This is a genomic window from uncultured Salinicola sp. (assembly GCF_937921195.1).
In the GTDB taxonomy this organism is placed as follows: Bacteria; Pseudomonadota; Gammaproteobacteria; order Pseudomonadales; family Halomonadaceae; genus Salinicola.
The window spans coordinates 1-12,356 of record NZ_CALFQK010000071.1 but is presented as its reverse complement, the minus strand read 5'-3'; the positions used below and the strand labels follow the sequence as shown (position 1 = coordinate 12,356).

Genomic DNA, 12,356 nt, shown 5'->3' with positions numbered 1-12,356 from the left:
CTAGTATCCGCCACCGGGTAGGGAACCGGTGCGGCGTTCATCAGGCCGTCCGGCAGCGTCGCTTTCGCGACCTGCTTGCTGGCGGCATTTCTCCGGGCCGGCTTCCTCGCCATGTTCGGTTCTCCTAAGCTGGTTTTTCCGGGCATCGATCAATCCCGACTATCGAGGCGATAGCGGCTGTATGCATCTCGTCTTGTGAGCCGTGGGCCCAGAGCTCGTGCTCCCCTTCCGCTCGCGTAGACCTCGCTGGCCAACCACGCCTGCTCCTCGAGAAGACGGAATTGCATGACCTCACGCCACCAGACCTGTGCCTTCGAATCCCAACGGTAGCCACGCATCCGCAAAGCATCCTTGGTCGAGAACGCCGAGCCGACGGCTTCAACGAGGAAACTTTCGCATGAAGAGCTGCCATCGAGCTCGTAAAGCAGCGGGCGACCATCGGTCCGCTCGTGGCGCAGAAGCTGGATGAGTGCGTCGACATCCCCCTGCGCTCGATGGGCATCATAAAACCATCCTGCCTGCGCGCACAGCCAGCCGAGCGACCGACCTTCGAAGCCAGCCGCCGCCCAGTCGATCTCCACGCATGAGCAAGCCCACTGCTTGGTCGGCAAGTCGGTGAGGCGCTTCTCCACCATGGGGCGGTCGAACGCGGCGTTGTGGGCTATGACAAGATCGGCGGATGAGATGATATCGGTCGCCACCCTGTCGTCGATCCGACGCCCGACGAGATCTTGGTCCGTTATGCCGGTGATCCGAATCACATCTTCGGGCAGCGGAACGCCAGGATCCTCGCGCCAGCACCACGCCCGACCAATCTCAGTGATGTGCCCACCGGGATCATACCTGAAACGTCGCACCGCTAGTTCGATGACCCTATCGTTCTCGAGATCCAGCCCGGTCGTCTCCACGTCGAGGACGGCAGCCACGCGCTGAGGGTCGTCCGGATCGCCGAAGCCGGTCTCGCCGACACGAAGGTCGACACGGCGCAATTGGCGTATATTGGACTGCGCCGGTTCAACCATGTCCGCTCTCCAAGGATGCCGAATGGTCGAAGAGCAGTCGATCCATCACGGCCGGATCGGCGTCGAGGCCAAGACCCAGGCCGTGAAGGAGGATCGCCTTCGAGCAGGCGCTGCGCTCCATGCAGGCTTCGATCGGCGCGCGGCCTTCGAAAAGCTCGAGCGGCGAGACCATCCAGCCTACCGGATCCTCCGCCAAGCCGTCCCGCTGCATTCGGGCGCCGGTCTCTGCAGCCACGCATGCGATCCGGACGAGCGCGACGCGGTGAACAGCCAATATGCCGCCACTTTCGTCCTCAAGCGGATCGAGCGCCCAGTTCACCGGGTCCTGCTCGAAATGAGGGTCGAAGTCGTAATCCGCGGTATCGCTCATGGCACCGCTCCTCACGTTCCGCGCCGGACCTACCGGCGCCTCGCACGAGCAACATAGCACATCGATTCAATACTTCAATAGCTATTGAAGCATCGAATTAACTTGTCGGTCGGGATGGCTGACGCTATCTGCAGGAGAATGGAAAAGATGGATGTCGTCGCGAAGCTCAGTGCCCTTGCCCAGCCGACCAGGCTGGAGATATTCCTCGCGATAGCCAGCGCTCCGAATGGCATAACCTCGACCGACGTGGCCGAGCAGACGGACACGATGCCGAACAATGCATCGGTCCACCTGTCGATCCTGCGCAATGCCGGCCTCGTCCGTTCCAGCAAAAGCGGTCGAAGTGTAACCTACCGAGCCGAACTGGACGCATTGCGGTCCTTATCTGATTTCCTGCGCTCGGCACCCGACTGAGGCGATTTTCCCTCTACTGCGACTAAAGAAAAACGGAGGAGCATTGCGAAAGAAAGGGCCCTCTGCAGATGCTGGGTTCGGTCGTAGACCTGACAATGGTGTGTGAGCTCCTGCACCCTACTCGTGATTTTAGGAGCAGATCGATTGGGAAGACCACACCGGGACGCATGGTGAATTCAGGCGGCGACTTGAAGGGTGAGCATAGGTCCGATTCAGTCAAATCGGACAGGAACATTTACGATGCATTCGGATGGAATGGAAGCGGACTGGACAGGAGTGACCAGTCACGCAATCCTAGGTGGCCGACGGTGAAAGACCAGATGTCCTGGACACTTCGCCCAGGAGCTAGACGCGGGCCAGTTGATCGTCGATGTAAGACAGCGTGCGCGACAGCCACCTGCTGATCTGTTGGACGTTCTCAGGATGGTGAGCATGGGCATCACCGGGGCTGGTCCGCCACCAGGGGGCGGCGCTAGCGAAATGCACCGCCGCAATCGCTCGTGAGGACACTACGGTCGTCACTTCAGGTATGTTCGATACCGCCGAACCGAATTCCCGCACCGTTGGCTCGGTCTGTTCCGCACGTATCAGATTGGCCATCAGCGCTGCCTCGTCGGCTGCGCCCTCCGCTGCAAGGCTCTCCAGCGCGTCAAACTGCCAGTGCGGATGGCCGGCGTCTCCCGCCTGATAATCCCAGCCCTTATCCGCCTTGACGAGACCGGCCCACTCGGCGCGAAACATCTGCGGCTTGGGTTCTACCCCCTCATATCCGAAGTGGATGGTCGCGCCTGAGGACCGAAATAAGAATACCTTGGTCTTGCCGGCTTTTTCCAACAACCATTCCTCGCGATAGCCCAGCCAGGCAAACAGACTACCACCGAGATCCTTGATCGGCACGACGAACACGTCAGCGCCCCTATTTCTAGATGTCCGTTCGGCGCCAGCGCTTCGGGCGACACCGAAAGCAACAATTCCTCCCTGGTCTTCGCGCTCTAGGGTGACACCCTTCGAAAGGCTCGCCTTGGAAAGCGCTGTCTGAGTCGCGAGGCGATGAGCCTCCAGATCATCGACCTTGATCCTGAACGGCCTCACCGGTCAGAGATCCTCGAAGAGCGCCTCGCCGTAGAGGCTTCGGACAACGGAACTGACCTGTGCCCGCCATTCCGAATCCTGGGGCGCCATGTGCGTTCCGAGGCGAGTAAGCTGATTCAACCTCGCCCCGACCCGTTCATCGCGCGCTGCCGAAACGAGATCAGGGACCGGGACCTGGTTCACGAAACGCGGGCTGAGGTCATATTGCCCTCCTCCGACATACGACGAAAACAAGCGCAGAACAGTGTGGAAGGGCTCGGAATTGAACAGTGCTGCAAACGCGGGAAGCAACTCTGGCAGGATCGTGGTCGCGGACGTCGCATCCAGATCGTACGCTCCTTCATCGTCAATGCTCACGCTGTCGGCATCGGTCGCTTCGGTTCGCGGGAACCACGCATAGCCTTGAACGACCGCGTAGAAGCCCTTGGGATCCAGAGCGAAGCTTCCGGGCGCCCCGAAATATTTCGAGACGATGCGCGGAGCGTCGCTCGCGCTCCAGCTCCGTCGCTCGGAAAGCCCCCACCAGTCCTCCCGGCCGGCCCGCACGATACTCGATCTGGCCGCTAGTTCCGCCCGATAGGGTGCGAGGTACGTGGCGTGGAACTCCGGCACCTTGCTCCTGAGATCCTCTTCATCAACAATCCGCTTACGATCCCCGTCATTCGGGTAGAAGAGCCACTTATCCGGCGTCAACTTTCCGTCGATGAGATTGTCGCTCGTCATCGCAGGCCTGAACCAAGTCCGCTCGGCGGGCGGCAGCTTCGAGTGTTCGACCGCAGATACGAGGAACACGCCGTTCCGACCTGTCCTGATCCCCTGCCGGACGTCAAACAACTCCCCTATCCGGCGCGTCGCGCCAAGCTTCTGCAAGCGGTGCAGCGCCTCTGCGGCCGCCGGCGGCACGAGGCGCCAGGTCGTTCCTAAGAAAGCATTGGAAGGGATGGGATACACGTGCCAGCGACCTCGCCGGTCGTCGACCGGAGCGACGCCGCGGCGCACCGCCCGGAACGCGTCTCCTGTTGACTGTGCTGTGTCTCCCGCGATCATGGCGAGTGCTGGCGTCTCGGAATCGGCCTTCCCGCTCCGCAGCACGAGGCCCGCGACCTGCACCGTTGCATGGCGGAACAATCCGTAGTCACCGAGAAAGGCCAGCATGCGCACATCCGTTCGCTCGATCAGACTTGCGCGCCACTTCTCCGCCGCCAGAAGTGTCAGCAAGCTTGCGGGCAGTAGAGCACCAAGCACACCTCCGGGCATGAGTGCTGAAAGTGCCCGAAGCACGAACACCATACTGAGGTCCGCACGGCCCTGCAAAAGCCCTCCCATCAACTCGCGAGTGAGTTCTCGCTCTGCAGCCGGCATGGCGTTCCAGGAAAGGAACGGCGGGTTCATGAGCAGGACGTCGCATCGGGGCAAGTCAGCCCGAAGGGAGTCAGCCACGGCCAGATCGATACGAAGCCCGCCGTCTGGTGACCAATCGGAAGCAGCGAGTGCTAGAACGAAGCGAGCCATCGACACGGCGGGTTCCGAGATGTCGCGCCCGATCACACTGAGCTTGCCCTGGAAACCCATCCTGCGGATGGTGCGGATGGCCTCGTAGAGGAACGAGCCCGAACCGCAGGCTGGATCCATCACGGTCAGCTCCCGCCGCGAACGAATATCGCCGAGTTCGGACAGAGCACGCTCTGCGATCGTGCGGGCCAATGGCGGGGGAGTGAAGTGGGCAGTTCCGCGAGTCTCCCGTTTCGCCGTAGCGGGGCCGATCCAGCCAAGCAGGTCAGGCATCGACGTTTGGCCCAAGGCGAAATGGGCTTCCTGGAATATCTCGCTGCCAGCATGGCGGATCGCGAGATCCGGTTGAAGGCCCAACAAGTCGCTCCTGCGCGCCTGTCCGGCCGCCTCCGCGACCAGCATCTCGCGGCTGGTGCCAGGCAGCGCGTCCAGAAGTTCGCGGCCAATCCCCGGTAAGTGCTTGCGCCCGCCGATCTCCATGCCTTCAGCGAGCAGGGCCAGGAAGACATTGACGCTTTCTGCATCGGGCATCTCTGCAGCGGCTACCGCTGAACGTGTCTTCCTGAAAAGCTCGACCAGTTCCTCGGTGACGCGCTTGTTAGATCGAACCCGATCGGCGACGAGATACTTGTAGAACGCGTCAAGTCGGTCATGCACGCTGGACAAGGAGAACAGCTCGGGTGTCTTGGCGTCCCAGCGCGTGACCGCAACACGATCGGGGGTAACCGTGACATGGTGAGGCACACCGCTCGACCAAGCCCATTCGGCGGCGCGACGGTCCCGCCACAGTTCCTCGCGCGTGAGGGAGATCGCGAAGCTGCCAAGCCCCCCATCAAGCAGGACTTGGTGGCTTCCATCCCCTTCGATCTCGTCGCTGAATAGCGGCACGGGAGCCAGCCCGAGATCACAGGCCCACCGATCGGCGACCTTGACGTCGTCGATCGCTCCGGTGCTGTGAATTCCCGTTGCCATACAACGCCGATATCAGCGGAACGAATCGACTACAAGCAGTAACTCGCAAGCACGATGCCCCACGAGTCAAGTCTGTCGCGTCATGCCGGCATCCTGTCCGGTGACCGGTCGGGAACATCTGAGTGCGCGGCGAAGCGCGGAGGGCAAATTGCGAGACTCACGCGATACCTTCGCACGCACCACTAAGGGGTCCTGCGGCTCCGGGGAGCGTTGGTTCTCTGTGACCACCGTCAACTGGCAGATCGAGCTTCAGCGGATCTGCGGCGAAGCCTACACATTAAGATGCCTCAAGGATGAGCGACGGCGTATGCTCGCGTTGGTCTGCGCCACAGCGGAGACAACCTTTCCCAACTTTGAGCTATGAAATCTAATTCGGTCAATATATTGGTATCCGCTAGGGGCGGGCTACGGGAGTGGTCTGCAAGGGGGGCAAGATGAAAATCATATTCTGGTCGATCGCCGCCGCGATTGCGATCCTGATGTCCTTCGCTTCGCCGGCACACGCTCAAGAGCGATCCGCGGTGAAACAGGGTTTCGAACTCGAAGCTAACAGCGGGAAACGGATCCTCGTCTTCCGGCCCGCTGTGAGCGTTGGCTCCCAATCCACGGGCGGGATGTTCGAGCCGAACGCGGACTGGACCGAGCAGGCCAAGAGCAACATCCAGGTGGCGCTCGAAGAACTCCAGGCGCGGCTAGGCAACGAGGTCGTCGAAGCGCCGGAAGCCTTCGGGGAAGACGCCCGAGCCGTTGAGGAGCACATGGCCCTGTTCGCCGCCGTGTCGCAAGCGGTCATCGAGTACCAATTCTTCGTCGGCAACCGACTGCCGACCAAGAAGAAGGACAACAAGGCGGACGTCTTCGACTGGTCGCTCGGCGACGGAGTGGCCGACCTACCAGGAGCAGAAAGTGCCGACTACGGCCTCTTCATCTTCAACAAGGATGCCTACGGTTCGACGGGCCGCAAGATCCTCCAGGCAGTCGCCCTGCTAGGGCCAGGGATCGCGGTGAAATCCGGCGAACACCTTGGCTATGCCGGTCTCGTCGATCTGAGGACGGGGGACCTCCTTTGGCTCAACGCCGATGGCGCGATGGGCGGAGACGTGCGCGAAGCGGAAGGATCCCAGAAGCGGGTCAGGCAGCTTCTGGAGGAATTCCCCGGCAGCGACATCGGGAAGGAATGAGCGTGATCCGCTCATCCATACTCGCGGCGGGATTGCTCGCAGGCGCATCGACCGCATCAGTCGCCGCCGAACCTGCCCCGCTCCCTCCGCCCTTCGAAGGCTACTACCAGCCGCAAGGTGTCGACGAGATCGGCCTGTGGCGCGAGGACGACGAGAGCGAGCGTCGGCTCGCCGCCTCCCCACTCGTCATCCAGGACGAGAAGCTGAGCGGCTATCTCAAGGAGGTCCTCTGCCGCGCAGTCGGAGACGATCGCTGCGGCACCGCGCGGATCTATGTGATGCGGGAACCGACCTTCAACGCGACCATGTCGCACAACGGCACCATGCGCGTCTTCAGCGGCCTCCTCCTGCGGATGCGCAACGAGGCGGAACTGGCAGCGGTGCTCGGTCACGAGTTCGGCCATTTCGAGAGCCGTCACGGTCTCAACCGCTTCAAGGCGGCTCGGAACGGAACCGACCTGCTCGCCTGGGGCGTGCTGCTGGCGAGCATGTCGCCGAGCTACGACGCTCGCCGCACATATGAGTCACTCGAGATCTCGGTATACGGAAACCTGTACCGCTACGGCCGCGACCACGAGCGCGAAGCGGACCTGCTCGGTCTGGGCTACCTCAACCGGAGCACGCTCGCTCCTCAGGCCGCATCGAACGTCTGGCAGAACCTCATGGGCGAGATGGAGGCGTCGGCGGTCGCGCGAGGCCTGAAGAAGCCGAAGTTCAACGCGATCGCCTTCACCGCGTCGCATCCGCCAACGAGCGAGCGCGCTACCTACCTCGCCGCTCTCGCAGCTCCTGAAGGGGCTGGTCGAGATTATGGTGCCGAGCGCTATCAGGAAGCGCTGTCGGCGTGGCTCCCGGTCTTCCTGGAGGACCAGATCAAGCTGAACGATTTCGGCGGTAGCGAATACATCATCGACAATCTCGCCAAGGACGGTTGGACCGCCCAGCTGTGGCACGCGCGAGGCGAGCTCTATCGCACCCGAGGCAATCAGCGTGACCTCGTCAACGCGGTCGAGTTCTATTCGAACGCCATCGCTCTCGATGACAGTCTCGCGGCCGCACATCGCGGTCTCGGTCTCTCGCTGTTCAAGACCGGAGAGCGGACGCGGGCCCAGCGGGAACTCGCCCGCTATCTCGAACTCGCACCAAATGCCGACGATGCGAAGATGATCGGCATGATGCTGCCCAAGGAGCCTTTTCAATGAGTTCTCGTTTCTTACGTTCCTGGGCGATCGCGGGCCTAGCTGCACCCGTTCTCGCGCTGGCCGCCGCGCCTGCCGACGCCCACAAGCTCCGGGAGAAGGGTAATACGGTCGACGTCGCGGATTCCGACGTGGTGGTCACTCCCTCGCGGGACTGGAACCGCCTGAACGGAAAGATCGGCAAGCGGACCGAAACCTGGACGCTAGATGGCGAACAGCTCAACGACGTCACCTTCTTCGGAGGCATCGAGGCCGGCGATCCGCTAGTGAAGGAGCGGAACAAGAAGCACGATCCACTGCCCAAGTTCACCTCGTCCACGCTGCTGATCGAAGTGCCGGAACTCCTTGAAGGGACCTATCGCACCTACAAGGATCTCGCTGCTTTCCAGATCTTCTCGGTCGAGCCCGGCCAGTTCCTCGGATCGGAAGGCGTGCACTTCACCTACGAATACACCGATCTCGACCAGCTGACGAGAAAGGGCGAGGCCAGGGCCGCGATCATCGAGGGACGGCTCTTCATGCTGACCTTCGATGCACCCCGCCTCCACTATTTCGATCGCACGGTCGGGGATTTCCGGGCGCTGGCCGACACCGCTACCCTGCGTTGAGCAATGCCGCCAGGCGACGCGGACCGGGAGCGGAAGGAGATTGCGCCAGTGGACGCTGACGCTCGCGCACCGGGAAGGTCAGCGCGTCGGAGCTGAACCGGTCGCAGACGTAGCGTCCGATCGCGAATGGGGCATCGTTCGTAAGGGGCGGATCATGCCGGCGTGAGGCAAGTGAGGATGACGATCATTGATCTCGGGCATCTACAGGCGAAGCCATGTCGAGGTGGCGCAGGAGCAGCCGCCCAAGATAGGAAATCTCGACAGAATGCTCGTAATCGCCCTTCCGGGTATCGAAGGTCGGCGCCTGCCCCCGAGGCGGTGTCCGGTAGTTCTTGCATAGCAGGCCCAGACGCAGGAGATGTTCGCGGCCCGCCTCATAGAGCTTCTCCGCGTCGATCTCGCTCCGGCTCGACTGTAGATCCGCCGGGTCCGGCCGATTGACCATCTGCCAGATCCCGAGATCTCCGCCGTAGGACTGACCGTAGGCGTTGAGCAGCACGAGCTCATCGTCATCCAACTGTCCGAGCAGTCTCGTGAGTCTCTTGCGGCGAACGAGATCGGCATCTTTCGATCGAAGACCATTGGCCACCATCGTGGCTATCTTGTCGACCCTTTCCCAACTCATCGCCCGTGCGGCCTGGAAACCGCCCTCTTCGATCAGATCGATGTTCTCCGGCTCTGCGAGAATTGCATCAAGATCCGCCTCGAGAGCTTCAAGACGCGTATTGAGATCGCGGACATAGCGGACGATCCGCTCCGTTCGTTGATCTGGAATGATCTTCGTGATGAGTTCGCCGATGACCCCGCCGAACATCGGGACGAGACCGGAGATGGCACGGCCGGTGGCTGCCAAGGCATCATGCTCGTCTTCGCCAAGATCGTCTTCGGGCGGGTCCCGTCCGTCATTCATCATTCGCAACCGATCCCATCCCCATCGCGGTCGAGGTGTCGGGCGTATCCCGGGTCGCCGCTCCTGACGGGAGCTTTACCCGCTGCCCGAGCTGCCGCGCAATTCGCATAATAGACATCAGTTCGAGCCGACTGTCGGTCGCGGCTCTGAGTCGGCGGTGTCCGATGACAATGGCGCCCCCCGTTCTTGCGATCGTTATGACAACCGTCCGCTGCGAGCCCCCCAGGATGTGCGATGGCGGCCGAGGGCCAGATGAACGAAACCACCACCGACAGGAGTGATCCGACCATCATCAGGACGATGACCACGAACTCCAGTCTCATGAAGAGGTCATCGCGGTCTTCCGAACGGCCCTCTCGTTCCTTCAACGGCATCGGTGCTCCTTCCAATATCGATCCCATCGCGACGCCCAGCCGCCTCTGACCATCGCGCAGGAGACGTCCCCGGCCCTGGGCGATACGCACCATGCGCCCGTCCGGTCACGTCCCGCCGATCCTGTGGACACGCAGCGCATGGTCGGGCCTTCCACCAGCACGTGGCCGTGGCGGCCCCAACCAAGGGTGCGACCGAGCAATCCGGCCAAGGCATCGCGTGCGGCGATCGGATCCGCGTCGGGGCAGGGATGACCGGTCGAACAGCTCCCATCCAGTTCGCGCGCGGCGATGCCGGCCAACCGGATGCGTGGGCCTTCGGCACACCATACCGGTCCGTCGCCGTCCCAGACCGCCTCGGGCGTACACGCGAATTCCTCGCCGGCGGGAACGATGAGGAGGGCCATGGAAACGAGCAGCGTCACCGGCTCCTTCTACGAGAAGCACCGGACCGATCAACTTCCGTGGCACCGGTGGTCGGGTCCTTCCTCACGGAGGCGATCGAAACGACGATGGGTCGCGAATAACCGCAGAGAAGGGAAAAGCATGAAGAGCATAGGAGAAAATCTGGCGTCGGTGATGGACGAGCTCGTCCAGCAAGCTAGGCACACCGCCATCGAACACGACGACAGGACATTGCAGGAATTCGCGTGGAAACTGAAAGGTCTGGGAGACGCGGAGAACGATGATGAAACCATGGGTCTGTTACGAGGGGTGAGCGTCCCCGAAGGCTTCCGTCACGCACGCTATACGATCTACGAAGTTATCGGGTCGGGCCCGAACGGCGAGCTCCTGCTCGGCGATCCGAAGCCAGGCGGGCGGCTCATCGACGGCAGAATGGGGTGCCTGGATCTCAAAAGGCTGGTCCGCACGGCGCTCGTGTTCACCAGCGATCCGGATACGACGAGCATGGGCCCGGGGCGCTGGCTGGAAAGCTTCACCCTGCCGATCCGAGATCCGGGAACCTTGGAACTCGGACTGGTCGTTGAGCCACGAGAGATCAACGACGGATCCTTTCCCGCGCGCGTCCAGGCGACGATACGCATGGTCGAGGAGCGGCGCACGTCCGTGCGGAAGTCACGATCAGCCTATATTGGAATGGCCTCGACGTGATCACGCAACTCTCTTCGGGACGGGAACACCCGGCTGCCCAGCAGGAAAGGCTCCGTCACCAAAACGATTCGTATCGGACTGACCCGATCTGCCAAGGTGAAGATCAAGTCGCGCAGGTTCTTCAGGTCGATGTCCCGGCAATATCCTCCCGTGCTCAGCTGAAGAAAGACCAGACGTGAAGTCAGCTGGACTTCGACGTGCGTCGCACCGTGACGTGCCGCATCGTCGAGTGCGACCTTGACGGAGTGGTAGGAGGCTCGGTGGTTGGTCCCTTCGACACGTGGTGCATCCAGGAAGACCTGTCCGTCCCATACGACCGGAAGATGCGGTCCGGGGTTGGGGCGACAGCCGGCGTCGCAGAAATAGACCAGGCGGGCTGCACCCGAGAAGGTCGGTCGCCCCGCGATCGCGGTCGGACGGTTCGCGAGCTCTTCCGGAGAATCGGTGTCTTTCGTCATGGCCGTCTCCTAGCCTACGACGGGTTCACGAAACGTTGAGCGCCTGCCCGCGAGCCCAAATCATCCATTCGGCCCCCTGGTCGGGTTTCGTCGATCATAAAAGGGATGCAGGAGATCGCTCTCGCGCCTGGCGGTTCGCGCAATGGCTATAATATGCGCGTATGCCGCAGACGGGACCGTCCTGCGCATCTCGTGGGCATCATGCGTCGCAACCCTAGTGTGCGAAGAACCGGTACGTCCTCGGAAAATGAGAATGATGAACGCCTCGAAGAAAAGTCACGCTTGGCGAAAGGGAAGCCTGCATGAACCAGTCCGTTGCGAAAATCGCCATATCGTCCACCCGACCGGACGAAGGTTCTCGGGTCCATCCCGGGAGATGACGCGCCTGACCAGCGTCCTCTTCCTGCCGGCGCTCCTGTGCGATGCGAGCCTGTGGCGCGCGCAGATCGAGGACTTGCGGGATATCGCAGCGCCCGCGATCGCCGATCTGACGCTGGACGACACCGTCGCCGCGATGGCGGACCGCGCTCTCGCAGCCGCGCCAGAGACCTTCGCGCTGGTCGCGCTTTCGATGGGGGGCTACGTCGCCTTCGAGATGCTACGCCAGGCGCCCGAACGCGTCACCCGGCTCGCCCTGCTCGATACGAGCGCCCGGGAGGACAGCGCTGCGCGCAGGAGAGAGCGTGCCGATGCCATCGTCGCGCTGGAAGCCGGGCGGTTCCTGGGTGTCACGGACCGGTTGCTTCCGCAGCTGATCCACCAGACCCATGTCCACGGCCCGGTCGGGGATCAGGTGAAGGCAATGGCCGCACGAGTGGGTCGTGACGCCTTCATTCGTCAGCAGCGCGCCATACTCGGAAGAGGGGACAGTCGGGATCTGCTCGCGCGGATCACGATCCCCACGGCTATCGGCGTGGGCGACACCGATGTGCTCCAACGCAGCATTCCCGGTATCTCCAAGAAGATGCTGGTACAGACCCTGCGCGAGATGGAACGGCTCGGCCTGATCAGCCGCCATGTCGAAAGGGTGGTACCCCCTGCGGTCGAGTACCGGCTGACTTCCTTGGGCCGGCGCTTCGTAGAGCCCGTCCAGCTACTGTACGACTGGGGCCGCGCCAATGCCGATGCGCTGGA

The 12,356-nt window shown here is 62.3% G+C and carries 13 protein-coding genes; 6 read left to right on the top strand and 7 right to left on the bottom strand.

What is annotated here, in order from left to right; translation table 11 throughout:
• Positions 1–149: 149 nt before the first annotated feature.
• A complete protein-coding gene (locus Q0602_RS06150) occupies positions 150–1,022 on the bottom strand; it encodes a 3'-5' exonuclease (protein WP_160661150.1) in 873 nt (290 codons plus the stop codon).
• Positions 1,015–1,392, bottom strand: coding sequence for a hypothetical protein (locus Q0602_RS06145; protein ID WP_160661149.1), 378 nt, complete (start codon positions 1,390–1,392; stop codon positions 1,015–1,017). Before Q0602_RS06145 ends, Q0602_RS06150 begins: the two co-directional genes overlap by 8 nt.
• 138 nt (positions 1,393–1,530) lie before the next feature.
• On the opposite strand from Q0602_RS06145, the gene Q0602_RS06140 reads away from it, so the two are divergent.
• Positions 1,531–1,806, top strand: a complete 276-nt coding sequence (locus Q0602_RS06140) for a helix-turn-helix transcriptional regulator (protein WP_185884325.1) — start codon at positions 1,531–1,533, stop codon at positions 1,804–1,806.
• 345 nt (positions 1,807–2,151) lie between these two features.
• Here Q0602_RS06140 and Q0602_RS06135 read toward each other — a convergent pair whose 3' ends face one another.
• Together Q0602_RS06135 and Q0602_RS06130 are read right to left on the bottom strand one after the other, a co-directional pair.
• Entirely contained in the window at positions 2,152–2,898 is a 747-nt protein-coding gene (locus Q0602_RS06135) for a hypothetical protein (RefSeq protein ID WP_298840362.1), read from the bottom strand.
• Positions 2,899–2,901: 3 nt separating this feature from the next.
• Positions 2,902–5,382, bottom strand: coding sequence for an N-6 DNA methylase (locus tag Q0602_RS06130; protein WP_160661146.1), 2,481 nt, complete (start codon positions 5,380–5,382; stop codon positions 2,902–2,904).
• A 434-nt stretch (positions 5,383–5,816) separates the two neighbouring features.
• Here Q0602_RS06130 and Q0602_RS06125 point away from each other — a divergent pair, with 434 nt between their 5' ends.
• The 3 genes from Q0602_RS06125 to Q0602_RS06115 are packed head-to-tail and all read left to right on the top strand — an operon-like array spanning position 5,817 to position 8,370.
• On the top strand, positions 5,817–6,563 hold the full coding sequence (locus tag Q0602_RS06125; protein ID WP_160661145.1) for a hypothetical protein: 747 nt from the start codon (positions 5,817–5,819) through the stop codon (positions 6,561–6,563).
• A 2-nt stretch (positions 6,564–6,565) separates the two neighbouring features.
• On the top strand, positions 6,566–7,765 hold the full coding sequence (locus Q0602_RS06120) for a M48 family metallopeptidase (protein ID WP_298840351.1): 1,200 nt from the start codon (positions 6,566–6,568) through the stop codon (positions 7,763–7,765).
• Complete coding sequence (locus Q0602_RS06115; RefSeq protein WP_160661143.1) at positions 7,762–8,370, top strand: hypothetical protein; 609 nt, start codon at positions 7,762–7,764, stop codon at positions 8,368–8,370. The genes Q0602_RS06120 and Q0602_RS06115 overlap by 4 nt, the downstream gene beginning before the upstream one ends.
• Positions 8,371–8,554: 184 nt before the next feature.
• Here the strand turns inward: Q0602_RS06115 and Q0602_RS06110 are convergent, their stop codons facing one another.
• Positions 8,555–9,283, bottom strand: coding sequence for a hypothetical protein (locus Q0602_RS06110; protein ID WP_298840347.1), 729 nt, complete (start codon positions 9,281–9,283; stop codon positions 8,555–8,557).
• Positions 9,280–9,570: an excalibur calcium-binding domain-containing protein gene (locus tag Q0602_RS25335; RefSeq protein ID WP_237452774.1), complete on the bottom strand. Its 291-nt coding sequence runs from the start codon at positions 9,568–9,570 to the stop codon at positions 9,280–9,282. Before Q0602_RS25335 ends, Q0602_RS06110 begins: the two co-directional genes overlap by 4 nt.
• Positions 9,571–10,197: 627 nt before the next feature.
• Here Q0602_RS25335 and Q0602_RS06105 point away from each other — a divergent pair.
• Positions 10,198–10,764, top strand: coding sequence for a hypothetical protein (locus Q0602_RS06105; protein WP_160661140.1), 567 nt, complete (start codon positions 10,198–10,200; stop codon positions 10,762–10,764).
• Here Q0602_RS06105 and Q0602_RS06100 read toward each other — a convergent pair.
• Complete coding sequence (locus Q0602_RS06100) at positions 10,740–11,222, bottom strand: hypothetical protein (protein WP_160661139.1); 483 nt, start codon at positions 11,220–11,222, stop codon at positions 10,740–10,742. The two genes, Q0602_RS06105 and Q0602_RS06100, sit on opposite strands and share 25 nt — an antisense overlap.
• 376 nt (positions 11,223–11,598) lie before the next feature.
• Here Q0602_RS06100 and Q0602_RS06095 point away from each other — a divergent pair.
• Positions 11,599–12,356 (top strand): winged helix-turn-helix transcriptional regulator (locus Q0602_RS06095; protein ID WP_298840334.1); only part of this gene is annotated, 758 nt, incomplete at its 3' end.